This is a genomic window from Pseudomonas sp. BNK-44-b, from assembly GCF_047456245.1.
Taxonomy (GTDB): Bacteria; Pseudomonadota; Gammaproteobacteria; order Pseudomonadales; family Pseudomonadaceae; genus Aquipseudomonas; species Aquipseudomonas machongensis.
Map to the genome: position 1 here is coordinate 3,720,588 of NZ_CP179908.1, position 24,016 is coordinate 3,744,603.

The 24,016-nt window shown below is 63.5% G+C and carries 24 protein-coding genes; 17 read left to right on the top strand and 7 right to left on the bottom strand.

Features of this window, described 5'->3' with window-relative positions; all coding sequences use genetic code 11:
• Window positions 1-45: 45 nt before the first annotated feature.
• Both ACMGGG_RS17055 and ACMGGG_RS17060 read left to right on the top strand, forming a co-directional pair.
• Entirely contained in the window at window positions 46-1,344 is a 1,299-nt protein-coding gene (locus ACMGGG_RS17055; RefSeq protein WP_063545800.1) for a hypothetical protein, read from the top strand.
• A complete protein-coding gene (locus tag ACMGGG_RS17060; protein ID WP_054893844.1) occupies window positions 1,337-2,152 on the top strand; it encodes a VacJ family lipoprotein in 816 nt (271 codons plus the stop codon). Before ACMGGG_RS17055 ends, ACMGGG_RS17060 begins: the two co-directional genes overlap by 8 nt.
• Window positions 2,153-2,219: 67 nt before the next feature.
• Here the strand turns inward: ACMGGG_RS17060 and ACMGGG_RS17065 are convergent, their stop codons facing one another.
• Window positions 2,220-3,374, bottom strand: coding sequence for a patatin-like phospholipase family protein (locus ACMGGG_RS17065; RefSeq protein ID WP_414154107.1), 1,155 nt, complete (start codon window positions 3,372-3,374; stop codon window positions 2,220-2,222).
• An 89-nt stretch (window positions 3,375-3,463) separates the two neighbouring features.
• Complete coding sequence (locus ACMGGG_RS17070) at window positions 3,464-4,399, bottom strand: lipid A biosynthesis lauroyl acyltransferase (protein WP_054893842.1); 936 nt, start codon at window positions 4,397-4,399, stop codon at window positions 3,464-3,466.
• 111 nt (window positions 4,400-4,510) lie between these two features.
• On the opposite strand from ACMGGG_RS17070, the gene minC reads away from it, so the two are divergent.
• From minC to ACMGGG_RS17105, 7 genes are all read left to right on the top strand, one after another.
• A complete protein-coding gene (gene minC, locus ACMGGG_RS17075) occupies window positions 4,511-5,269 on the top strand; it encodes a septum site-determining protein MinC (protein WP_063545803.1) in 759 nt (252 codons plus the stop codon).
• A 95-nt stretch (window positions 5,270-5,364) separates the two neighbouring features.
• The gene (gene minD / locus ACMGGG_RS17080; protein ID WP_054893840.1) at window positions 5,365-6,177 is read left to right on the top strand and encodes a septum site-determining protein MinD; all 813 of its coding nucleotides are present in this window, start codon (window positions 5,365-5,367) and stop codon (window positions 6,175-6,177) included.
• A gap of 3 nt (window positions 6,178-6,180) precedes the next feature.
• A complete protein-coding gene (gene minE, locus ACMGGG_RS17085; protein ID WP_003252572.1) occupies window positions 6,181-6,435 on the top strand; it encodes a cell division topological specificity factor MinE in 255 nt (84 codons plus the stop codon).
• 145 nt (window positions 6,436-6,580) lie between these two features.
• Window positions 6,581-7,216: an RluA family pseudouridine synthase gene (locus ACMGGG_RS17090; RefSeq protein WP_054893839.1), complete on the top strand. Its 636-nt coding sequence runs from the start codon at window positions 6,581-6,583 to the stop codon at window positions 7,214-7,216.
• Window positions 7,217-7,361: 145 nt separating this feature from the next.
• The gene (locus ACMGGG_RS17095) at window positions 7,362-8,651 is read left to right on the top strand and encodes a M18 family aminopeptidase (RefSeq protein WP_054895571.1); all 1,290 of its coding nucleotides are present in this window, start codon (window positions 7,362-7,364) and stop codon (window positions 8,649-8,651) included.
• A 140-nt stretch (window positions 8,652-8,791) separates the two neighbouring features.
• A complete protein-coding gene (locus ACMGGG_RS17100) occupies window positions 8,792-8,956 on the top strand; it encodes a hypothetical protein (protein WP_172964816.1) in 165 nt (54 codons plus the stop codon).
• 48 nt (window positions 8,957-9,004) lie between these two features.
• Entirely contained in the window at window positions 9,005-11,158 is a 2,154-nt protein-coding gene (locus ACMGGG_RS17105; RefSeq protein ID WP_112898944.1) for a mechanosensitive ion channel family protein, read from the top strand.
• A gap of 30 nt (window positions 11,159-11,188) precedes the next feature.
• Here ACMGGG_RS17105 and ACMGGG_RS17110 read toward each other — a convergent pair whose 3' ends face one another.
• Window positions 11,189-11,902 carry a UTRA domain-containing protein gene (locus ACMGGG_RS17110; protein ID WP_065862169.1) on the bottom strand — a complete coding sequence of 238 codons (714 nt, stop codon included), beginning with the start codon at window positions 11,900-11,902 and terminating at the stop codon, window positions 11,189-11,191.
• Window positions 11,903-12,248: 346 nt separating this feature from the next.
• Between ACMGGG_RS17110 and ACMGGG_RS17115 the strand changes: the two genes are divergently transcribed.
• The 6 genes from ACMGGG_RS17115 to ACMGGG_RS17140 all read left to right on the top strand — a co-directional run bounded on the left by ACMGGG_RS17115 (window position 12,249) and on the right by ACMGGG_RS17140 (window position 17,551).
• Complete coding sequence (locus ACMGGG_RS17115) at window positions 12,249-13,313, top strand: ABC transporter substrate-binding protein (RefSeq protein WP_054895574.1); 1,065 nt, start codon at window positions 12,249-12,251, stop codon at window positions 13,311-13,313.
• 155 nt (window positions 13,314-13,468) lie between these two features.
• Window positions 13,469-14,275, top strand: a complete 807-nt coding sequence (locus ACMGGG_RS17120) for an alkaline phosphatase family protein (protein WP_125931639.1) — start codon at window positions 13,469-13,471, stop codon at window positions 14,273-14,275.
• Complete coding sequence (locus ACMGGG_RS17125) at window positions 14,272-15,111, top strand: ABC transporter permease (RefSeq protein WP_054895576.1); 840 nt, start codon at window positions 14,272-14,274, stop codon at window positions 15,109-15,111. Before ACMGGG_RS17120 ends, ACMGGG_RS17125 begins: the two co-directional genes overlap by 4 nt.
• Window positions 15,101-15,895, top strand: coding sequence for an ABC transporter permease (locus tag ACMGGG_RS17130; RefSeq protein WP_054895577.1), 795 nt, complete (start codon window positions 15,101-15,103; stop codon window positions 15,893-15,895). Before ACMGGG_RS17125 ends, ACMGGG_RS17130 begins: the two co-directional genes overlap by 11 nt.
• Window positions 15,895-16,884 (top strand): ABC transporter ATP-binding protein, encoded by a 990-nt coding sequence (locus ACMGGG_RS17135; protein WP_414154108.1) that lies wholly within the window; start codon window positions 15,895-15,897, stop codon window positions 16,882-16,884. The genes ACMGGG_RS17130 and ACMGGG_RS17135 overlap by 1 nt, the downstream gene beginning before the upstream one ends.
• Before the next feature lie 13 nt (window positions 16,885-16,897).
• Window positions 16,898-17,551, top strand: a complete 654-nt coding sequence (locus ACMGGG_RS17140; RefSeq protein ID WP_112898948.1) for an HAD family hydrolase — start codon at window positions 16,898-16,900, stop codon at window positions 17,549-17,551.
• Between the two features lie 51 nt (window positions 17,552-17,602).
• Here the strand turns inward: ACMGGG_RS17140 and ACMGGG_RS17145 are convergent, their stop codons facing one another.
• Window positions 17,603-18,565, bottom strand: a complete 963-nt coding sequence (locus ACMGGG_RS17145) for an NAD(P)H-quinone oxidoreductase (RefSeq protein ID WP_414154109.1) — start codon at window positions 18,563-18,565, stop codon at window positions 17,603-17,605.
• A gap of 141 nt (window positions 18,566-18,706) precedes the next feature.
• Here ACMGGG_RS17145 and ACMGGG_RS17150 point away from each other — a divergent pair, with 141 nt between their 5' ends.
• Both ACMGGG_RS17150 and ACMGGG_RS17155 read left to right on the top strand, forming a co-directional pair.
• Window positions 18,707-20,788, top strand: a complete 2,082-nt coding sequence (locus tag ACMGGG_RS17150) for a carboxy terminal-processing peptidase (RefSeq protein ID WP_172964815.1) — start codon at window positions 18,707-18,709, stop codon at window positions 20,786-20,788.
• 120 nt (window positions 20,789-20,908) lie between these two features.
• Window positions 20,909-22,663: a bifunctional diguanylate cyclase/phosphodiesterase gene (locus ACMGGG_RS17155; protein ID WP_414154110.1), complete on the top strand. Its 1,755-nt coding sequence runs from the start codon at window positions 20,909-20,911 to the stop codon at window positions 22,661-22,663.
• Between the two features lie 2 nt (window positions 22,664-22,665).
• Here the strand turns inward: ACMGGG_RS17155 and ACMGGG_RS17160 are convergent, their stop codons facing one another.
• From ACMGGG_RS17160 to ACMGGG_RS17170, 3 genes are all read right to left on the bottom strand, one after another.
• A complete protein-coding gene (locus ACMGGG_RS17160) occupies window positions 22,666-23,043 on the bottom strand; it encodes a hypothetical protein (RefSeq protein WP_054890902.1) in 378 nt (125 codons plus the stop codon).
• Window positions 23,040-23,399 (bottom strand): helix-turn-helix domain-containing protein, encoded by a 360-nt coding sequence (locus ACMGGG_RS17165; RefSeq protein ID WP_063545812.1) that lies wholly within the window; start codon window positions 23,397-23,399, stop codon window positions 23,040-23,042. The genes ACMGGG_RS17160 and ACMGGG_RS17165 overlap by 4 nt, the downstream gene beginning before the upstream one ends.
• A gap of 89 nt (window positions 23,400-23,488) precedes the next feature.
• Window positions 23,489-23,929: a YkvA family protein gene (locus ACMGGG_RS17170; RefSeq protein ID WP_063545813.1), complete on the bottom strand. Its 441-nt coding sequence runs from the start codon at window positions 23,927-23,929 to the stop codon at window positions 23,489-23,491.
• Window positions 23,930-24,016 lie beyond the last annotated feature (87 nt).

A 24,016-nucleotide genomic window follows, 5' to 3' on the forward strand; every position in this document is an offset into this window, starting at 1 on the left:
GGTCCTAGCTCCACATTGCCTTGCCGTTCTCCCGGGGGACTCTCCATGCTTCGACCGTTGCGCCTCGTCGCCCTGCTGTGCGGCCTGTTTCTGGCTGCGGCCGCCTCTGCGCGGGACATCGACCCCGCCACCTACGGCTATCCCTTGACCAATCCGTTCGAGGCGACCATTGCCACCACGCCGCCGGACCAGCGCCCGACGCTGCCCAGCGACGACGATATCGACCAGTCCGACTACAGCCTGAACCTGCGCCCAGAGCGCGAATTCACCCTGCCGGACAACTTCTGGCCGGTGAAAAAACTCCGCTACCGCCTGGCACGCCAGGACCACGAAGCGCCATTGGTGTTCATCATCGCCGGCACCGGCGCGCCCTACAGCAGCACCATTGCCGAATACCTGAAAAAACTGTTCTACCAGGCGGGCTACCACGTGGTGCAGCTGTCTTCGCCCACCAGCTGGGACTTCATGAGCGCCGCCTCACGCTTCGCCACGCCCGGCGTGAGCCGCGAGGATGCCGAAGACCTGTACCGGGTCATGCAAGCCGTACGCGCCCAGCATCCGCGCCTGCCGGTCAGCGAGTTCTACCTCACCGGCTACAGCCTCGGCGCCCTGGACGCGGCATTCGTCAGCCATCTGGACGAAACCCGGCGCAGCTTCAACTTCAAGCGCGTGCTGCTGCTCAACCCGCCCGTGAACCTGTACACCTCGATCAACAACCTCGACAAACTGGTGCAGACCCAGGTCAAGGGCATCGACCGCAGCACCACGTTCTACGAACTGATGCTGGAAAAACTCACGCGCTACTTCCAGGACAAGGGCTACATCGACCTCAATGACGCCCTGCTCTACGACTTCCAGAACTCACGCGAGCATTTGTCCAACGAGCAGATGGCCATGCTGATCGGCACCTCGTTCCGTTTCTCGGCAGCCGACATCGCCTTCACCTCCGACCTGATCAATCGCCGCGGCCTGATCATTCCGCCGAAGTTTCCGATCACCGAGGGCAGCAGCCTCACGCCGTTCTTCAAACGGGCCCTGCAATGCGACTTCGACTGCTACCTGACCGAGCAGGTGATCCCCATGTGGCGTGCGCGCACCGACGGCAACAGCCTGCTGCAACTGATCGACCAGGTCAGCCTGTACGCCCTCAAGGACTACCTCGCCGACAGCCCGAAGATCGCCGTGATGCACAATGCCGACGACGTGATCCTCGGCCCCGGCGACATCGGTTTCCTGCGCAAGGTGTTCGGCGACCGGCTGACCCTTTATCCACACGGCGGCCATTGCGGCAACCTCAACTACCGCGTCAATGCCGACGCCATGCTGGAGTTCTTCCGTGGCTGACAGACTCATACTTGCCCTCGCCCTGCTCGTCAGTACCAGCGCCCTGGCAGCAGAAACCGCACCGCGTACCAGCGTGGTCGAAGCCGATGTGATCGACACGCCTACCGTGGAATCGGACGGTTTCCTCGACCCGCTGCGCGAGCTGAAATTCAACCCCGGCCTCGACCAGCGCGAGTTCGAACGCTCCACCCTGGCCGCGTTGAACGTCTACGACCCGCTGGAATCGATGAACCGGCGCATCTACCACTTCAACTATCGCTTCGACCAATGGGTGTTCCTGCCGGCGGTCGATGGCTACCGCTACATAACCCCGCACTTCGTGCGCACCGGGGTGAGCAACTTCTTCAACAACCTGGGGGATGTGCCCAACCTGTTCAACAGTGTGTTGCAGCTCAAGGTCAAACGCTCGGCGGAGATCACTGCGCGCCTGATGTTCAACACCCTCATCGGCGTGGGTGGCCTGTGGGACCCGGCGACCAAGATGGGGTTGCCACGCCAGAGCGAGGATTTCGGCCAGACCCTGGGCTTCTACGGCGTTCCGGAAGGCCCGTATATCATGCTGCCGATCCTCGGTCCCTCGAACCTGCGCGACACCACGGGCCTGGTGGTGGACTACGTCGGCGAGCGCGAAGCGAATTTCCTCAACGTCGCCGAGGTCAGTACCGACCATCCGGAGATCTTCCTGCTGCGGGCGATCGACCGGCGCTACACCACCAATTTCCGCTATGGCCAGACCAACTCGCCGTTCGAGTACGAGAAAGTGCGCTACGTCTATACCCAGGCGCGCAAGTTGCAGATTTCCGAGTGAGTGCGGCGGGGCCGCCATGCGGCCCTATCGCGGGGCAAGCCGAGGCGCCGCGATAGGGTCGGCAGCCTCAACCCACCAACCCCAGAAACTGCTGCAACTCCCGGCGCTTGGCCAGGGCATCGCTGCGCCCCAGTTCGATCAGTTCGCTGCAGTAGCTCGCCTCGAACAACAGGTAGCTGAGTACACCGGCCCCGCTGGTCCTGGTCGCTCCGGGCCCGCGCAGGAACAGGCGCAACGCAGCCGGCAACTCGCGCCGATGACGTGCCGCGATCTCGTCCAGCGGCTGGCTGGGCGCCACCACCAGTACTTCGATCGGCGCCAGGCCCAGGCGCCGGGCGTCCAGATGTGCAGGCATCAGATGACTCAGGTGATTCAGGCGTTGCAACAACTCGATATCGTCTTCGAGGCTGTCGATGAAGGTACTGTTGAGCATGTGCCCACCGATCTGCGCCAGGCTCGGCTGCTGCCCACTGAACACCCGTGCACGCTGCACTGGCGGCGCAGGGCGCTGCGGGTTACCGCTGACCCCCACCACCAGTACGCGACTGGCCCCCAGGTGCAGCGCCGGGCTGATCGGCGCAGACTGGCGCACCGCGCCGTCACCGAAGTACTCGTCGCCCAGGCGCACCGGAGCGAACAGCAACGGGATAGCCGAACTGGCCAGCAGGTGCTCGACGCTCAGGGCAGTGGGTACGCCGATACGCCGGTGCCGCAGCCAGGGTTCGATCGCTTCGCCGCCTTGATAGAACGTCACCGCCTGGCCGGACTCGTAACCAAAGGCGGTTACGGCCACCGCGCGCAGTTGCTCGCTGGCCAGGGCATGGTGGATGCCATCCAGGTCCAGATGCGCCTTGAGCAGCGCCCGCAGCGGGCTGCTGTCGAGCAGCGCCACCGGCATCTGCCGGCCCAGCCCCAGCAGGCTGTGGCTGACGAAACGGCTGGCCTGACGCATGACCCCGGGCCAGTCGCTGCGCAGCACAAGGTGGCTGCGAAAGTTCTGCCAGAAGCGGGTCAGGCGCTGCACCGACTCGCCAAAGCGAGTGGCACCGCTGGCCAGGGTCACGGCATTGATGGCCCCGGCGGAGGTGCCGACGATGACCGGGAAGGGATTGGGCGCGCCGGCGGGCAACAGGTCGGCGATACCGGCGAGCACGCCGACCTGGTAGGCAGCACGGGCTCCGCCGCCGGAGAGGATCAGGCCAGTAGTCGGGGGTGGGGCCATCGGTTCCTTCCTGGTTTGTCGGTTTTGTCAGGATCGGGCCCTTCGCGGGCAAGTCGGCGCGCGAAAGGGCCTGCAGCCACTACCCCGGATCAGCGCTTCTTCTTGTCATACAGCCGCGGCGCCCCTTCGGGCCGCGACTTGAAGCGCCGGTGCGCCCACAGGTACTGCTCGGGGCACTCGCGCAGCACACTTTCGACCCACTGGTTGATGCGCAGGCAGTCGGCCTCCTCGCTCTCCCCCGGGAAATCCTCGAGCGGCGCATGCACCACCAGACGATAGCCGCTGCCATCTTCCAGGCGTTTCTGAGTGAACGGAATCACCCGCGCCTTGCCCAGTCGGGCGAACTTGGTCGTTGCAGTCACCGTGGCGGCGGGGATGCCGAACAACGGCACGAACAGGCTCTGCTTGGTGCCGTAGTCCTGGTCCGGCGCATACCAGATCGCCCGCCCGCCGCGCAGCAGCTTGAGCATGCCGCGTACGTCCTCGCGCTCCACTGCCAGGGAGTCGAGGTTGTGCCGCTCGCGACCGCGTCGCTGGATGAAATCGAACACCGGATTGCCGTGCTCGCGGTACATGCCATCGATGGTGTGCTCCTGGCCGAGCAGGGCCGCGCCGATCTCCAGCGTGGTGAAATGCACCGCCATGAGGATGGCGCCCTGCCCGTCACGCTGAGCTGCCTGCAGGTGCTCCAGACCTTCGATGTGTGCCAGGCGGGCAAGCCTGGCTTTGGGCCACCACCAGCTCATGGCCATCTCGAAGAAGGCGATGCCGGTGGAGGCGAAGTTTTCCTTCAGCAGGCGCTGCCGTTCGTCGCCGGACAGTGCCGGGAAACACAGCTCCAGATTGCGCGCGGCAATGCGCCGACGCTCGCCGGCCAGGCGATACATCACGGCGCCCAGGACGCTGCCGAGCCACAGCAAGGCTCGGTAAGGCAACTGCACCACCAGCCACAGCAGTCCCAGGCCGAGCCACAGGCCCCAGAAACGTGGATGAAGGAAGTAGGGACGAAAACGCGGACGATCCATTGAAGCTTCCGGTAAGACAAAGGCCTGGCATTCTACAACCTTTGGCCGCAGGTTGCGGCCAATCGGTCTTATCGTTATAAGTCAGGGCACTTTTTTCGCAACAAGCCGTCTATGCAGACCATGAGCCTCAACCAGACACCCGACTCCGCCACCGTGTTCCAGCTCAAGGGCAGCATGCTCGCCATTACTGTGCTGGAACTGGCGCGCAACGACCTCGAAGCCCTCGACCGCCAACTGGCGGCGAAAGTGGCGCAGGCCCCCAATTTCTTCAGCAACACACCGCTGGTGCTGGCCCTGGACAAACTGCCGCCGGACGAAGGCGCCATCGACCTGCCCGGGCTGATGCGCATCTGCCGTCACCATGGCCTGCGCACCCTGGCGATCCGCGCCAGCCGGATCGAGGACATCGCCGCAGCGATCGCCATCGACCTGCCGGTCCTGCCGCCCTCAGGCGCCCGCGAACGGCCGCTGGAACCTGAGCCGGAAGTGAAGAAAGTCGAGCCCGCTCCGGCACCCGCTGTGGCCGCCGAACCCGAGGTTCGCCCGACCCGCATCATCACCAGCCCTGTACGTGGCGGCCAGCAGATCTATGCTCAGGGCGGCGACTTGATCGTGACCGCCTCGGTGAGCCCGGGTGCGGAACTTCTCGCCGATGGCAATATCCATGTGTACGGCGCCATGCGTGGCCGCGCACTGGCTGGTATCAAGGGCAACACCCGAGCCAGGATCTTCTGTCAGCAGATGACGGCCGAAATGGTCTCCATCGCCGGTCAGTACAAGGTCTGCGAAGACCTGCGCCGCGACCCGCTGTGGGGTTCGGGCGTGCAGGTGAGCCTGGTCGGCGACGTGTTGAACATCACCCGTCTTTAACGGATACTGCCGCCATTTTAAGAGCAACTTTTCCACCGTTGCCTTTTTTGCATTTGCTGGGACTTCGGGTCCCGTTTATTTAGGGGTGAAACACCTTGGCCAAGATTCTCGTGGTTACTTCCGGCAAGGGGGGTGTGGGCAAGACCACCACCAGCGCCGCCATCGGTACCGGCCTCGCATTGCGCGGCCACAAGACTGTGATCGTCGACTTCGACGTCGGCCTGCGTAACCTCGACCTGATCATGGGCTGCGAACGCCGCGTGGTGTACGACTTCGTCAACGTGGTCAACGGCGAAGCCAACCTGCAACAGGCCCTGATCAAGGACAAGCGCCTTGAAAACCTGTTCGTGCTGGCCGCCAGCCAGACCCGCGACAAGGACGCCCTGACGCAAGAAGGCGTCGAAAAAGTCCTGATGGAGCTCAAGGAGCAGTTCGACTACGTCATCTGCGACTCCCCGGCGGGTATCGAGAAAGGCGCGCACCTGGCGATGTACTTCGCCGACGAAGCCATCGTCGTGACCAACCCGGAAGTCTCCTCGGTACGTGACTCCGACCGCATGCTGGGCATTCTGTCGAGCAAGTCGCGCCGCTCCGAGAACGGCGAGGAGCCGATCAAGGAACACCTGCTGATCACCCGCTACCACCCCGAGCGCGTGGAAAAGGGCGAAATGCTCAGCATCGCCGACGTCGAAGAGATCCTCGCGATCAAGCTCAAGGGCGTGATTCCCGAGTCGCAAGCGGTCCTCAAGGCATCCAACCAGGGTATCCCGGTCATCCTCGACGACCAGAGCGACGCCGGCCAGGCCTACAGCGATACCGTCGACCGCCTGCTGGGTAAAGAGAAGCCTCTGCGCTTCATCGAAGTGCCGAAGCAAGGATTCTTCGCGCGCCTGTTTGGAGGCAAATAAACCATGAACCTTTTTGACTTCTTTCGTGGCAGACAGAAACAGACCAGTGCGTCGGTAGCGAAAGAGCGTCTACAGATCATCGTGGCGCATGAGCGCGGCCAGCGCAGCGAACCGGACTACCTGCCGGCGCTGCAGAAAGAACTGCTCGAAGTGATCCGCAAGTACGTGAACATCGGCAACGATGACGTGCATATCGAGCTGGAAAACCAGGGCAGCTGCTCGATTCTGGAACTGAACATCACCTTGCCGGATCGCTGATAGAATCCCCTGTCACACCGCGATCCCCTGTGGGAGCGGGCTTGCCCGCGAAAAGGCCGGTACCGGCGCCATCACCCTGGCACTTGTACCGGCCTTCTTCGCGGGCAAGCCCGCTCCCACAGTGCTTTACAGAGAACCGTTGAACATGCCGCTGTCGAACATCCAGATCCTCTTCGAAGACGCCGCCATCCTGGTGATCAACAAACCGACCCTGCTGCTGTCGGTGCCAGGCCGTGCCGAGGACAACAAGGACTGCCTGATCACCCGCCTGCAGGAAAACGGCTACCCCGACGCGCTGATCGTCCATCGCCTGGACTGGGAAACCTCCGGGATCATTCTCCTGGCCCGCGATGCCGACAGTCACCGCGAGCTGTCGCGCCAGTTCCACGACCGCGAGACGGAGAAAGCCTATACCGCACTGTGCTGGGGCCAGCCGACGCTCGACAGTGGCAGTATCGACTTGCCGCTGCGCTACGACCCGCCCACCAAGCCACGCCATGTGGTCGACCATGAGCAGGGCAAGCATGCCCTGACCTTCTGGCGCGTACTGGAACGCTGTGGCGATCATTGCCGGGTTGAACTGACGCCCATCACCGGGCGCTCGCACCAGTTGCGCGTGCACATGCTGTCGATCGGGCACCCGCTGCTGGGCGACCGGCTGTATGCCAACCCCGAGGCATTGGCGGCCCATGAACGGCTGTGCCTGCATGCATCGATGCTGAGCTTTACCCACCCGGTGTCTGGGCAGCGGTTGAAGTTCGAGTGCCCGGCGCCGTTCTAGATTTTTATGGCTGCACCGGCACTTTCGCGGGTAAACCCGCTCCCACAGGGTCACCACCTGTAGGAGCGGGTTTACCCGCGAAGAGGCCCGCACAAATTCCGGACCATTTACGCTAAACTCGCGCCACTGCTGTCTGGAGTGAGCTATGCGCGAAGCACTGAATACCGGCCTGATCGATTTCCTCAAGGCCTCCCCGACGCCCTTCCACGCCACCGCCAGCCTGGCCAAGCGCCTCGAAGCCGCCGGTTACCAGCGTCTGGACGAGCGTGACAGTTGGGCCACCGTGCCCGGCGGACGCTACTACGTCACCCGTAACGACTCTTCGATCATCGCCATTCGCCTGGGCAAGCATTCGCCCTTGATTGGCGGTATCCGTATGGTCGGCGCACACACCGACAGCCCGTGCCTGCGGGTCAAGCCACAGCCCGAACTGCAGCGCCAGGGTTTCCTGCAACTGGGCGTCGAAGTCTATGGCGGTGCCCTGCTCGCCCCTTGGTTCGACCGCGACCTGTCGCTGGCCGGACGCGTCACCTTCCGCCGCGATGGCAAGGTCGAAAGCCAACTGGTCGATTTCAAGCTGCCGATCGCCATCATTCCCAACCTGGCCATCCACCTCAACCGTACCGCCAACGAGGGCTGGCCGATCAACCCGCAGAACGAGCTGCCGCCTATCCTGGCCCAGGTCGCGGGCGACGAGCGTGTCGACTTCCGAGCCCTGCTCACCGAGCAACTGGCCCGCGAGCACGGCCTGATCGCCGACGTGGTGCTGGACTATGAGCTGAGTTTCTACGACACCCAGAGCGCTGCGGTCATCGGCCTGCATGGCGACTTCATCGCCGGTGCGCGCCTGGACAACCTGCTGTCGTGCTATGCCGGGCTGCAGGCGCTACTGGCCGCCGAGAGCGACGAAACTTGCGTGCTGGTATGCACCGATCACGAAGAGGTCGGCTCCTGCTCGGCGTGCGGCGCCGACGGTCCGATGCTCGAGCAGACCCTGCAACGTCTGCTGCCCGATGGCGACGAATACGTGCGCACCATCCAGCGCTCGTTGCTGGTGTCGGCCGACAACGCCCACGGCGTGCACCCCAACTACGCCGACAAGCATGACGGCAATCATGGGCCCAAGCTCAACTCCGGCCCGGTGATCAAGGTCAACAACAACCAGCGCTACGCCACCAACAGCGAAACCGCCGGCTATTTCCGCCACCTGTGCATGGCCGAGGAAGTGCCTGTACAAAGCTTCGTGGTGCGCAGCGACATGGGCTGCGGATCGACCATCGGCCCGATCACCGCCAGCCACCTGGGCGTGCGTACCGTCGACATCGGCCTGCCGACCTTCGCCATGCACTCGATCCGCGAGCTGTGCGGCAGCCAGGACCTGGCGCACCTGGTGAAGGTGCTTACGGCGTTCTATCGCAGTCGCGAACTGCCTTGATATCAGGTAGGCCTTTTCGCGGGTAAACCCGCTCCTACAGGTGCATCAACGCTCCAGCAGGAGTGGGCTTACCCACGAATTCTCCGCCCCTCAACGCGCTATGCTTCAAGCATGCCCCCGACAACAGAAGGATTCTGTTCATGTCACCCTTCCTCTCCCTGTTCGTGCCGGTTTTCCTTTTCCTGATGCTGCTGACCATCGGTTTCAGCCTGCGCGAGCGCAATGCCGGCGTGCTGATGATGTGGATCGGCACCCTCGGCATCTTTGGCATCATGTGCTGGAAGATCCTCGAGAAACTCGCCTGAGAAATCCTCTACACTCCGGCAATCGATCGACCTGAGGTAGATTTTCCGGTGCCCGCCTTTCTCCGTTGCCTGACCCTGCTGCTCCTCCTGTTCATCGCCCCGGTGCAAGCCGCTGGCCTGCCCGGCTTGCTGGGTAGCAGCACGCCTGCCCAACCCCAGGCCACCGAGCCGCTGGACAAGTCACTGGACGAAGTGATCAAGAGCCTCGAAAACGACCAGCAACGGGCCAAGTTGCTGGCCGACCTGAAGAAACTGCGCGATGCCAGCAAACAGTCGCAACCCACGGTGGAACAGGGCGTACTGGGGCTGATCGGCAACGCCATGCACGACCTGGAAAAGCAGTTCAGCGGCGATGCCAGCCCCTTCGTGCGTTGGTCGCAGGAAATCGACCAGGCCCAGAACGAGCTGGCAGCATTGGTCGTTCCGGTGCACCAGTGGCCAGCGATCCTGTTCGGCTTCGCTGCGGTCATTGCCGTGTGGAGCCTGTTGGCCTACGCCTTCAACTGGATCGGCCATCGGGTACGGATCCGCTTCGGGCTGACCGAGGAGCTGCCCCAACACCCACGGACCTGGGACCTGGTGCGATTCGCCCTGCGCAAGCTCGGGCCCTGGCTGGTGGCGCTGGTATTCACCGTGTACCTGAGCTTCGCCCTGCCACCGTCGCTGGGCAAATCCCTGGCCATGGTCCTGGCCTATGCGCTGGTGGTCGGCACCTGTTTTTCGGCGATCTGCGTGATCGCCTTCTCTCTGCTCGACGGCCCGCATCGCCACCGTGCCCTGCATATCCTGCGACACCAGGCGTTTCGTCCGTTATGGCTGATCGGCAGCTTCGCCGCCTTCGGTGAAGCGATGAGCGATCCACGCCTGACCACTGCGCTGGGCACACACCTGGCCCATGCGATAGCGACCGTGACCAACGTGCTGGCGGCCCTGTGCACCGGCCTGTTCATCCTGCGTTTCAGGCGGCCGATTGCGCACCTGATCCGCAATCAGCCCCTGTCGCGGCGCCTGACCCGGCGCACACTCAGCGACACCATCGAGCTGCTTGGCAGTTTCTGGTTCGTCCCGGCCTTGATCCTTGTGGCGATCTCGCTGTTCGCCACCTTCGTCTCTGCCGGCGACACCAGCACCGCCCTGCGTCAGTCACTGATGTGCACGGTGCTGGTAGTGGTGTGCATGGTGCTCAACGGCCTGGTGCGCCGCCACGCCGCCAAACCTCGGCGCGCCAACAAACGTCAGGCGGTGTATACCGAACGCCTGAAGAACTTTGGCTACGCCTTGGTCCACCTGTGCATCTGGCTGCTGTTCATCGAGCTGGGCCTGCGCGTGTGGGGGCTTTCAATGATCGGTTTTGCCGAGGGCGAAGGCCATGATGTCAGCGTGCGCCTGCTGGGCCTGGCAGGCACCCTGATCGCCGCCTGGCTGGTGTGGATCCTGGCCGACACCGCCGTGCACCACGCACTGGTGCGTTCGCGCCGAGGCCTGGCCAACGCCCGTGCGCAGACCATGATGCCGCTGATCCGCAACGTACTGTTCGTGGCGATCTTCATCATCGCGGTGATCGTCGCCCTGGCCAACATGGGCATGAACGTCACACCGCTGCTGGCCGGTGCCGGTGTCATCGGCCTGGCCATCGGCTTCGGTGCGCAATCGCTGGTGGCCGATCTGATCACCGGCTTGTTCATCATCATCGAGGACAGCCTGGCCATCGACGACTATGTCGACGTCGGCGGCCACCTGGGCACGGTCGAGGGCCTGACCATTCGCACCGTGCGCCTGCGCGATATCGACGGCATCGTCCACACCATCCCGTTCAGCGAGATCAAGAGCATCAAGAACTACTCGCGTGAATTCGGCTATGCGATCTTCCGAGTCGCCATCCCGCACAACATGAGCATCGACAAGGCGATCAGCCTGATTCGCGAGGTGGGGCAGAAGCTGCGCAATGATCCGCTGATGCGCCGCAACATCTGGTCGCCGCTGGAGCTGCAGGGAGTCGAGAGTTTCGAGTCGGGCTCGGCGATCCTGCGGGCACGCTTCAAGACCGCGCCGATCAAGCAGTGGGAGGTGTCACGGGCCTTCAACCTGGCGTTGAAGCGCCAGCTCGACGAAGCCGGGCTGGACCTGGCTACGCCGCGGTTGTCGGTGCAGGTGGTGACGGCTGGGGGTGGGGCGATGGCTGAGTCTGGCGCCACTAGCTAGGCCCCTTTAGCCGGCACGTCGCGAACGGTCCTACCCCGCCTGCGCCTGGATACGAATCGCATCGTGCCGCCAATACTCCAGGTCGCAGTCGATCAGGTGCCCATGCTGGTCACTGTTGACCCGGGTGATGTGCAACCCCGGGCTCCCCGCCGACACCCTAAGCGCCATGGCCGCCGCCACCGGCAACGCAGTCGGCAGGATCTCGAAACACACCTGCCCGTAGCGGATGCCATATTCGCGGGCATAGATCTCGGTCAGCGACTGTGCCAGGTCCAGCGCCAGGATCCCCGGGAAATAGCGTGGGTTGAGGTAGTGCTCGGCATACAACACGCCGCGTCCATCGATGCGCCGCAAACGGCAGATCTGTACCACGCTCGACAACGCCGGTAGCCGCAGGCGCGCACAGATCGCCGCTGACGCCGGCAGCAAGCGCGCTGCCAGCAGCTCCGTGCTCGGCACCCGTCCCTGGTCGCGCACCATCGCATGGAAGTGGCTGCGCTCGATCAGGTCGTAGGTCAGGCGTTCGGGGGCGACGAACCAGCCGCGCCGCTCTTCGCGGTAGATCAAGCCCTGGGCCTCGAGCTGCACCAGTGCCTCACGCAAGGTGATGCGGGTGGTGTCGAATACCTCGCTCAGCTTGCGCTCGGCCGGCAGCTTGCCGCCCGGCATCAGCAGGCCATGTTCGATCTGTTCCTGCAGCGCATGGCAGATGGCTGTTACCGCCCGCGGTGGGGTCGATTGCATCAAAGGTTACCTATCTGGACTAGTCCAGCCCCATAACAGGGCAACTGGAGAATAGAGCAAGCCTAGGCACAGCTGATGAAGATCCTGTGACAAAGCTCTTGCACCGCGATTGCCAGAATCGGGCCAAGCCCCGCGAATAAAGGGCCGGGTTCTGGTCTACGCTTTGTTTTCAGGACTCTAGCCCCCCCTTTGGCGGGCCCGTCCTACATCAAACTGTCATGCAACAGGCCTACCTTGGCTCAAGGTTTGCTGACCTAGACCAAAGGTTCTCGGCAAGGTCTGCACCGCAGCATTCACAACAGCGCTCATAACAACGATTGCAAGGCACCCACCAAAGGAGCTTCGGATGAAAAAGTTCTTCATGGCGTCACTGCTGGGCTCGGCCATCGCCCTGTGCACCACGGCCATGGCCGCCGATACCGACCTCAAGGCCCTGGAAGACGCCGCCCGCAAGGAAGGCACGGTGAACAGCGTGGGCATGCCGGATGCCTGGGCAAACTGGAAAGGCACCTGGGATGACCTGGCCAGGAAGTACGGCCTCAAGCACAGCGACACCGACATGAGCTCGGCCCAGGAGATCGCCAAGTTCGACGCTGAAAAAGACAACGCCAGTGCCGACATCGGTGACGTCGGCGCCGCCTTCGGCCCGATCGCCGTGACCAAGGGCGTGACCCAGCCGTACAAGCCGAGCACTTGGGACCAAGTGCCGGAGTGGGCCAAGGACAAGGACGGTCACTGGGCGCTGGCCTATACCGGCACCATCGCCTTCATCATCAACAAGGACCTGGTCAAGGAAGACGAACGCCCGAAAACCTGGCACGACCTGGAAAAAGGCAAGTACAAGGTCGCCATCGGTGACGTCGGCACCGCAGCTCAAGCCGCCAACGGCGTGCTGGCCGCCGCCATCGCCTACAAGGGCGACGAAAGCAATATCGAGCCGGGCTTGCAGCTGTTCACCAAACTGGCCCAGCAGAAGCGTCTGTCGCTGGCCAACCCGACCATCCAGACCCTCGAGAAAGGTGAAGTGGAAGTCGGCGTGGTCTGGGACTTCAACGGCCTGAGCTACCGCGAACAGATCGATCCGAAGCGTTTCGAAGTGCTGATCCCGTCCGACGGTTCGGTGATTTCCGGCTACACCACCATCATCAACAAGTACGCCAAGCACCCGAACGCCGCCAAGCTTGCCCGCGAATACATCTTCAGCGACGCCGGCCAGACCAACCTGGCCATCGGTCACGCCCGCCCGATCCGCGCCGAGCACCTGAAGCTGCCCGCCGATGTCCAGGCCAAGCTGCTGCCCAACGAGCAGTACCAGGCCGCCCAGCCGATCAAGAACGCCGACGCCTGGGAAAAGACCTCCAAGGCCCTGCCGCAGAAGTGGCAGGAGCAGGTGATCATCGAGATGGAGTGACGGCGGGGTTTTCCAGCGCCTGACACGGCCCTTACGCGGGTAAGCCCGCTCCCACAGGTGCAGCACAAGCTTCCGGGCCTGCGCGATACCTGTGGGAGCGGGTTTACCCGCGAAAAGGACGACGCGGTACCGACCCATTCCTCTGCGGAGCCAACATGCAACACAACGTCATCCTGGTCCTGCTCGACGGCCTCAACCACCAGGTCGCACACCACGCCATGGGCCATCTGCATGCCTACGTCGAGGCCGACCGCGCCGCACTGTACCGCGTGGAATGCGAACTGCCGTCACTGTCACGCCCGCTGTACGAGTGCATCCTCACCGGCGTCGCGCCGATCGACAGCGGTATCGTGCACAACAACGTCAATCGCCTGTCCAATCAGCGCAGCGTCTTCCACTACGCCCGCGAAGCCGGGCTGGGCACTGCAGCTGCGGCCTATCACTGGATGAGCGAACTGTACAACCGCTCGCCCTTCGATCCGATCCGCGACCGCCATACCCACGCGCCCAAGCTGCCGATCCAGCACGGGCTGTTCTACTACGCCGATCACTACCCCGATTCGCACCTGCTGGCCGACGCCGAGTACCTGCGCCGCCGTCATGCCCCGAACTTCCTGCTGGTGCACCCGATGAACATCGACGATGCCGGCCACCGCCACGGCCTGGACAGCAGCCAGTACCGAAACGCCGCACGCAGCGCCGACATCCTGCTGGCCGACTACCTGCCACTGTGGCTCGAAGAGGGCTATCAGGTACTGGTCACCGCCGACCACGGCATGAACAACGACCGCTCGCACAATGGCCTGCTGGCCGAGGAGCGCGAGGTGCCGCTGTTCGTCTTCGGCGACGCCTTCAGCCTCGACCCCGCCGCCAAGCCCCTGCAGACCGAGCTGTGCGGCACGATCTGCGAACTGCTCGGCGCGGCCCACGATAAACCGGTCTGCCGGGAGTTGCTCAAGTGAATTCCAGCCACCGCGGCCGCCACCTGGCCCTGCTCTGCCTGCTGCCCTTCGCCATCTTCTTCATCATCTTCCAGATCGCCCCGCTGGTCTGGGTCGCCATCGCCAGCCTGCAAAGTGAAAGTGGCTGGGGCCTGGACAACTTCAGCAAGATCTTCGCCTCGAAGTTCTATCTGCAGGCCATCGAACGCAGCCTCGAGATCAGCTTCTGGTCGAGCCTGTTCGGCATCGTCATCGCCACCCTCGGCGCCTATTCGCTGCGCCAGGTCGATTCGCGCCTGCGCGACTTCGTCAGCGCCTTCGCCAACATGACCAGCAACTTCGCCGGCGTGCCACTGGCCTTCGCCTTCATCATCCTGCTGGGCTTCAACGGCGCACTGACCCTGGCGCTCAAGGAGATCGGCCTGCTCGGCGACTTCAGCATCTACTCCAAGACCGGCCTGATCATCGTCTACACCTACTTCCAGATTCCGCTGGGCGTGCTGCTGCTCTACCCGGCCTTCGACGCCCTGCGCGAGGACTGGCGCGAATCCGCCGCGTTGCTCGGTGCCAGCCACTGGCAGTTCTGGCGGCACATCGGCCTGCCGGTGCTGACGCCGGCACTGCTGGGCACCTTCGTCATCCTGCTGGCCAACGCCCTGGGCGCCTACGCCACCGTCTATGCCCTGACCACCGGCAACTTCAACGTGCTGCCAATCCGTATCGCCGCCCTGGTGGCCGGCGACATCACCCTCGACCCGAACCTGGGCAGCGCGCTGGCCATGGTGCTGGTGGGGCTGATGACCCTGGTGACGGTGGTCCATCAATGGCTGCTGAAAAGGAGCTACCATGCGCGCTGAATCACACAAGGGCGGCTGGTACCACCGCGCCGTGGTGTACCTGCTGTTCCTGATCCTGCTGTTGCCCCTGGCCGGCACCCTGCTCTACTCATTGGCTACCAGTTGGTCGGCGAGCCTGCTGCCCAGCGGCCTGACCCTCAAGTGGTACGTGCAACTGTGGAGCGAGCCGCGATTTCTCGCCGCCTTCGGCCAGTCGTTGATCGTCTGCGTGGGAGCGTTGGTACTGTCGGTGGTGCTGATCCTGCCGCTGCTGTTCGTGGTGCATTACCACTTCCCCAAGCTCGACGCGCTGATGAACATTCTCATCCTGCTGCCCTTCGCGGTGCCGCCGGTGGTGTCTTCGGTGGGGCTGCTGCAGTTGTACGGCAGCGGGCCGATGGCCATGGTCGGGACGCCGTGGATCCTGATCGGCTGCTATTTCACCATCGCTCTGCCCTTCATGTACCGGGCGATCACCAACAACCTGCAGGCGATCAACCTGCGCGACCTGATGGACGCTGCGCAACTGCTCGGCGCCAGCACCTGGCAAGCCGCCCTTCTGGTGGTACTGCCCAATCTGCGCAAGGGCCTGATGGTGGCGTTGCTGCTGTCGTTTTCCTTCCTGTTCGGCGAATTCGTGTTCGCCAACCTGCTGGTCGGCACCCGCTACGAAACCCTGCAGGTCTACCTGAACAACATGCGCAACAGCAGCGGCCACTTCAACAGCGCGCTGGTGATCTCCTATTTCGCCTTCGTGCTGGTACTGACCTGGGTCGCCAACCGCCTGAACAAGGATAAATCCTGATGAGCTTCGTCAGTGTCCAGAAACTGCAAAAGAGCTACGCCGGCAGCCCGGTCTTCGAGAACATCGACTGCAACATCGAACGCGGCGAGTTCGTCACCCTGCTCGGCCCGTCGGGGTGCGGCAAGTCCACCCTGCTGCGCTGCATCGCCGGCCTGACACCTGTCGACAGCGGCCGTATCCTGCTCGACGGCCAGGACATCGTGCCACTCAGCCCGCAGAAGCGCGGGATCGGCATGGTGTTCCAGAGCTATGCGCTGTTCCCCAACATGACCGTTGAACAGAACGTCGCCTTTGGCCTGCGCATGCAGAAGGTCAAGGCCGAGGAGAGCCAGGCGCGTGTGCACGAGGCATTGGAGCTGGTGGAGCTGGGCAGTTTTGCCGGACGCTATCCGCACCAGCTGTCGGGCGGTCAGTGCCAGCGCGTGGCGCTGGCCCGTTCGCTGGTCACCCGCCCGCGCCTGCTGCTGCTCGACGAGCCGCTGTCGGCGCTGGATGCGCGTATCCGCAAACACCTGCGCGAGCAGATCCGCGCGATCCAGCGCGAGCTGGGGCTGACCACCATCTTCGTCACCCACGACCAGGAAGAGGCGCTGACCATGTCGGACCGCATCGTCCTGATCAACCAGGGGCGCATCGTCCAGAGCGGCGACGCCGAAACCCTCTACACCGCACCTGTCGACCTGTTCGCCGCCGGTTTCATCGGCAACTACAACCTGCTCGACGCCGACAGCGCCAGCCGCCTGCTGCAGCGCCCGGTCAGCGCACGCCTGGCGATCCGTCCCGAGTCCATCAGCCTGGGCCTGGACGGTGAACTGGACGGCCAGATCCGCAGTCACAGCCTGCTCGGCAACGTGATCCGCTACCGTGTCGAGTCGCGCGGCGTGGAGGTGGTGGTGGACGTGCTCAATCGCTCGTCTGCCGATCTGTATGCCGACGGGCAGCGCGTGTCGCTGTCGATCGACCCCACCGCGCTGCGGGAAGTGGCTTAAGGAGATTCAAGCAATGGCACTGGCGATTTTCGATCTGGACGAAACCCTGATCCACGGTGACTGCGCGTCGCTGTGGAGCGAACAGATGGCCCGGCTGGGCTGGGTGGACGGCAAGGAATTCCTGCGTCGCGACCATGAACTGATGGAGGCGTACGGCAAGGGTCACCTGCAGATGGAGGACTACATGGCGTTCAGCCTGGAGCCCATCGCCGGGCGCACGCTGGAGGAGGTCGAGCATCTGGTCGAGCCCTGGGTGGAGGATGTGATCGAGCCGATCATCTATGGCGATGCCTGTCGCTGCATCGCCGAACACCGCAACAAGGGCGATCGCATCCTGATCATCTCCGCCTCCGGCACGCATCTTGTCGGACCGATCGCCGCACGCCTGGGCGTCGACGAATACCTGGCCATCGAGTTGGAGGCGATCAACGGCGTGTACACCGGCAAGACCCACGGCGTGCTGACCTACCGCGAGGGCAAGATCACTCGCTTGCTGGAATGGCTGGATCAGGAGCAGGAGAACCTGGAGGGCGCGAGCTTCTATTCCGACTCACGGAACGACCTGCCGCTGTTACTGAAGGTCGACCATCCGTATGCGGTGAATCCAGACCCGGTGCTGCGCGAGCATGCCCAGACCAATGGCTGGCCTGTGTTGAGCTGGTCCTGAGATCCATTGCCCCTGTTCCGGCCTCTTCACCCGTGAAGAGGCCGGGTCTGCTTACGCCAGGTCAGGGTCGATCACCATCACCAGCTTGCCCGATACCTGGTTGCTCTCAAGCTCCGCATACGCCGCATGGGCGAACTCCACCGGATAGGTATCGACCAACTGTGGCGACAACCGCCCTTCGGCGAACAGCGGCCACACCTGCTGCTGCAGGTCGCGCAGCAACTCGGCCTTGAAGCCATCGTCACGATTGCGCAGGGTGGAACCTGTGATCTCCAGGCGCTTGCCCAGCACCAGCGCCAGGTCCACTTCGAACTTGCGCCCGCCCATCAGGCCGATGATCACCCAGCGGCCGTCGCGGGCCAGCAGCTCCAGGTTGAGCGGGCCATAGCTCGCGCCTACCGGGTCGAGGATCACATCGAACGGCCCGAACCCCTTGAGCGCGTCGAGGTTCTCGTTACGCACCACACCTCCTGCGGCACCCAGTGCCTTGCAGTAGTCCAGGCGCTCCTGGGAGCCGACGCTGACCCATACCGGGCAACCAAACGCCTTGCCCAACTGGATGGCCGCAGAGCCCACACCACTGGCACCGGCGTGCACCAGTACCTTCTCACCCGCCTTGGCCGCCCCGAGCTGGAAGATGTTCAGCCAGGCCGTGGCGTACACCTCAGGCAGCGCGGCCGCTTCGTGCAGGCTCAGGCCCTCGGGCACCGGCAGCACATGGCGGGCATCCACGATCACTTCTTCGGCCATGGCGCCACTGGCCAGCAGCGCACAGACCCGATCGCCCACGCGCCAATCTGCCCCCGCACCCACCTCCTCGATCACCCCGGCGCACTCCAGCCCCATGTAAGGGCTTGCGCCGGGTGGCGGCGGGTACAAACCCTTCATCTGCAACAGGTCGGCGCGGTTCAACCCGGCCGCAGCCACTCGAATGCGTACCTGCCCCGCGTCGCAAACCGGACGTTCGGCTTCGACCCAGGCTACATGTCCGTCAACGCCTTGCAATGCCTTCACAGTGCCTCCATAGTTGAGTCATGACTGAGCCCGGGATCGCCATGTCCCGGGTTTTTTGCAGTATTCAGCCGGTTTCATGGAACCGGCGTACGGAAAAGACGGCCTACTATGCGTGATCAATTGCCCCCACGTCGAATCAGCATGAAGCATTTCCTCCCCAGCACCGCCCTCGCCCTCATGGTCGGCCTCGGCAGCCTCACGCTCGGTGGCAATGCGGCCGCCGCCAACAAATGGGACAGCCTGCAGCCGGACCGCGACGAGATCGTCGCCAGCCTCAACGTGGTGGAGCTGCTCAAGCGCCATCACTACAGCAAGCCGCCGCTGGATGATGCCCGCTCGGTCATCATCTATGACAGCTACATCAAACTGCTCGACCCATCACGCAGCTATTTCATGGCCAGTGACATCGCCGAATTCGACAAGTGGAAGACGCAGTTCGACGACTTCCTCAAGAGCGGCAACCTCGACCCTGGCTTCACCATCTACAAGCGCTACCTGGACCGCGTGAAATCGCGCCTGGACTTCGCTCTGGCCGAACTGAACAAGGGCGTCGACAAGATCGACTTCACCGTCAAGGAAGACCTGCTGGTCGACCGTAAGGACGCTCCGTGGCTGAAGAACGAGGCCGAGCTCGACGACCTGTGGCGCAAGCGCGTCAAAGATGAAGTGCTGCGCCAGAAACTGGCCGGCAAGGATCCCAAGCAGATCCAGGAAACGCTCACCAAGCGCTACAAGAACCAGTTGGCGCGGCTGGACCAGACCCGTGCCGAAGACATCTTCCAGGCCTACATCAACACCTTCGCCCAGTCCTACGATCCGCACACCAACTACCTGTCGCCAGACAACGCCGAAAACTTCGACATCAACATGAGCCTGTCGCTCGAAGGCATCGGCGCGGTGCTGCAGAGCGACAACGACCAGGTCAAGATCGTGCGCCTGGTACCGGCCGGCCCTGCGGCCAAGACCAAGCAGGTCGCCCCTGCCGACAAGATCATCGGTGTTGCCCAGGGCAACAAGGAAATGGTCGACGTGGTCGGCTGGCGCCTGGACGAAGTGGTCAAGCTGATCCGTGGCCCGAAAGGCTCGGTGGTGCGTCTTGAAATCATCCCCGCGAGCAACGCACCGAACGACCAGACTACCAAGATCGTTTCGATCACCCGCGAGGCGGTCAAGCTCGAGGAGCAGGCGGCGAAGAAATCGGTGCTCAAGCTCAAGCAGGACGGTCGCGACTACAAGCTCGGCATCATCGAGATCCCGGCCTTCTACCTCGACTTCAAGGCCTACCGTGCTGGCGATCCGGACTACAAGAGCACCACGCGCGACGTGAAGAAACTGCTCACCGAACTGCAGAAGGAGAAGGTCGACGGCGTGGTCATCGACCTGCGCAACAACGGCGGCGGCTCGCTGCAGGAAGCCACCGAACTGACCAGCCTGTTCATCGAGAAAGGCCCGACCGTGCTGGTACGCAACAGCGACGGCCGCGTCGACGTACTCGAGGACGAGAACCCCGGCGCCTTCTACAAGGGCCCGCTGGCACTGCTGGTCAACCGCCTCTCGGCCTCGGCTTCGGAGATCTTCGCCGGCGCCATGCAGGACTACCACCGCGCGCTCATCATCGGTGGCCAGACCTTCGGCAAGGGCACCGTGCAGACCATCCAGCCACTGAACCATGGCGAGCTGAAGCTCACCCTGGCCAAGTTCTACCGAGTCTCCGGCCAGAGCACCCAGCACCAGGGCGTACTGCCGGACATCGACTACCCGTCGATCATCGACACCAAGGAAATCGGCGAGAGCGCCCTGCCCGAAGCCATGCCATGGGACACCATCCGCCCGGTGGTCAAACCGGCAGCCGATCCGTTCAAGCCATTCCTAGCCCAGCTCAAGGCGCAGCATGAAGCCCGTAGCGTCAAGGATGCCGAGTTCACCTACATCCGCGACCGCCTGGCACTGACCCAGCGCCTGATGAACGAGAAGACCGTCAGCCTCAACGAGCAGGATCGCCGTACCCGCCACGACGAAATCGAGGCCAAGCAACTGGCGCTGGAGAACACCCGACGCAAGGCCAAGGGCGAAGAGCCGCTCAAGGAACTGAAGAAGGTCGACGAAGACGCCCTGCCCGAGGAGAAGGACGACGCCAAGCCAGAAGATGATGCGTACCTGGCCGAAACCGGTCGCATCCTGCTCGACTACCTGCGCCTGAGCTCGCAGGTGGCTAAGAAATAAGCGACTCGATAAGGTGATGGCAGATTAATGTGACCTGTCATCAAACAGTCATCGCACTGTCGTGAAATAGAAGGGCCGGACGCCAAAACGTCCGGCCTTTTCATTTTCAGGAAGCAGTCCATGACCGTCACCGAACAGCTCAGTGCCTTGAGCGCCATCCTGGCTCAACGCAGCATTCACAGCCTGTTCCAACCGATCATCTGCCTTTCCGAGCGACGCATCCTCGGCTATGAGGCGCTCAGCCGCGGACCGTCCAACAGCCCTCTGCATTCACCCCTGAACCTGTTCGCCATCGCCCGCCAGGCGGGGCGCCTGAGCGAGCTGGAAGTGCTGTGCCGGGAGAACGCATGCCGACGCTTCAGCGAGCAGGGGCTCGAAGGCAAGCTGTTCCTCAATGTCTCGCCCGAGTCGCTGCTGGAGCCGCAATATCCTTCCGGGCGTACCCTGAAAATGCTCGAGCAGGTCGGTCTGCAACCCAGCCGTGTGGTGATCGAGCTGACCGAGCAAACCCCCACCGACGACTTCCAATTGCTGTCCAACGCCTTGCATCACTATCGGGACATGGGCTTTTCCATCGCACTGGACGACCTGGGTGCCGGTTACTCGAGCTTGCGCCTGTGGTCGGAGCTGCGTCCGAACTACGTGAAGATCGACCGACACTTCATCGACGGCATCCATCAGGATCCGCTCAAACGCGAATTCGTTGGTTCCATCCTGCAGATCGCCCGCGCCTCGAAGGCCCAGGTGATTGCCGAGGGCATCGAGCTGGGCGAGGAGCTGACCGTACTGGCCGACATGGGCGTCGACCTGTTGCAAGGCTACCTGCTCGGCCGCCCTCAGGAATTCCCCCCGCGCGAGGGCCTGAATCTGCTGCCCCCGGCGCACGGCAGCGCACTGATGATCAACGAGGAAGGAAGCGACCTCGCCGCACTGCTGATCGAGCAGCCTGCGGTTGCGCTGGACACCCCGACCCAGCAGGTGCTGGAAGCGTTTCGCCGCCAGGCCAATCTCAACTCCCTGGCCGTGCTCGATGCCCAGGGCCACCCCTGCGGTATCGTCCATCGGCATTCGTTGTCCGACGTTCTGCTCCAGCCGTTCGGCACCGACCTGTTCGCCCGCAAGCCGATCAGCCGACTGATGAACGAAGACTTCCTCGCAGTCGAGCGCAGCCAGTCGCTGCAGCAGGTCAGCCGCCTGCTCACAAGCCGCGCACGGCAGCGCATCGAGGAAGATTTCATCATCACCCACGGTGGTCGCTACCAGGGCCTGGGTCGAGTGATCGATGTGCTCAAGTTGATCACCGAGCAGAAGATCCAGCAGGCCCGCTACGCCAACCCGTTGACCCTGCTGCCAGGCAACGTTCCAATCCGCCAGTGCCTGACCCGCCTGCTGGAGCAACAGCGTGCAGCGGCGGTGTGCTACGTCGACATCGACAGCTTCAAGCCCTTCAACGATATCTATGGCTATGCCCGCGGCGACGAGGTGTTGTTGTGCCTGGCCCAGTGTCTGAACGACAGCGTCGATCCGCGCCGCGACTTCGTCGGGCATATCGGCGGTGATGATTTCATGCTGGTCTTGGGGTCGGTCGATTGGCGCGAGCGCCTGCACCAGCTGATCGATGATTTTCTACGCGAATGTCGACGTTTCTATCGCAGCGAGCACCTGGAGGCCGGTTGCTTCATCGCCCACAACCGCCAAGGGCAGCGGGAGACCTTCCCGTTGCTGTCGCTGTCGATCGGCGTGGTTTTGCTGCGACCGGAATGCTGTGCCAGCCTGGATGCGGCGCAGTTGGCCGATCTCGCTTCGCAGGCAAAGCGCCAGGCCAAGGATACAGCCGGGCCCAGTCTGAGCCTGATCGATACCGGGGTGCTGTAGCCCTACCCTGCCGTCACTTCTTCGGGGTAAGCGAACTCGAACACCCGCACCACTTCGGATGCATGCCACGACGCCGCCTCCATGCCATCGACCGGCCCGGAAAACCGCCCGAGGCGCTCGACACACTCGAAGAAGCCGGTACGCGGCAGGCGGCTGGCCCCCTGGCTGATCACCAGCGAACTGCGCAGCGGCTGCTCGGCGCGCGCGTCGAGCAGCGCCAGGTACTCCAGGGCGGCGGTCAGGGTTTGCATGGCGGGGGTGGGCAGCTCCAGGCGCTCGAGCAGCGCCCTGTAGGTGAGCAGGTGGCGTTGACGGCGGGCCAGGTCGAGCTCGTCCAGCAGGCGCTGCCATTGCTGACGACTGATCCTGACCTGGCTCATGATGGCTCGCTCCAGCCGGCGATTCCCAGGTGCCACGCCAGGCTACGCTGGATCGCCGCATCAGGCACACGCTCGCCCGACTCGATCATGGCCAGGTACGAGGGGCTGATGCCGACGCTGCGGGCCAGTTGCTCGGGGGCCAGGCCCTTGGCCTGACGCAACTGCGCCAGCTCACCCAGGGCGGGCAAGCTGGCGCTTTGCTCGATGACTTCGCCACGGCCTTCAGTGACTGCAGCCTGAGGTTCGTCGCTATTGGCTGGCGCCTGCCCGGCTGCCGCGAGCAGCGCCTGGTACTGGGCCCAGGGAACAACTGCATACTCGGGCTGACCGTCCCGACTGATGACCTGAATACCCATACAACCCCCTCACTGCATGTAATCCGTCGGCATAATGCTTATGCCAATTATATGACCAAGTGCAGGAGTCTGTGCAGGTCAGGCCAAAATCAAGGGTGAGGACGTTCCAAGCGCAACGCTTCCGGGCTGTCCGGCAGACGCTCGACCACCCGCAGGCGCTCGGGTGATTGGCTGTCGCGCCAGGCCTTGAAGCGCGCCAGCTCGTCGCCGACGGTCTTCAGCACCCACCCCAGCACGGCGATGTCATCGAGAAAGCCGACACCGACGATCCAGTCCGGAATGGCATCCAGGGGGCTGACGAAATACAGCAGGCCAGCGACGATGGTCACCAGCGCCTTGGGGCTTACAGCACGATACTCGCCACGCCACCAGGCCAGACACAGGCCTTGCATCAGGCGCAGGTCGTCACGCAACTGGCCCAGCTTGGGGCCCTTGCGGGCCACGGCGAACAGCAGCGCCGGCAGGCGGCCACGGCTGAGCAGGCGCTCGGCCAGCGGCAGGAAACGGGCAAAATTCCAGGGTGCGCTCATGGTGTCTCCAGCATCAGCCAGGAAGGTTATCCACATTTATTGTGGATAACCTTGTGAACAGGGCAGCGTTTTCAGGCGCTGGGCGCC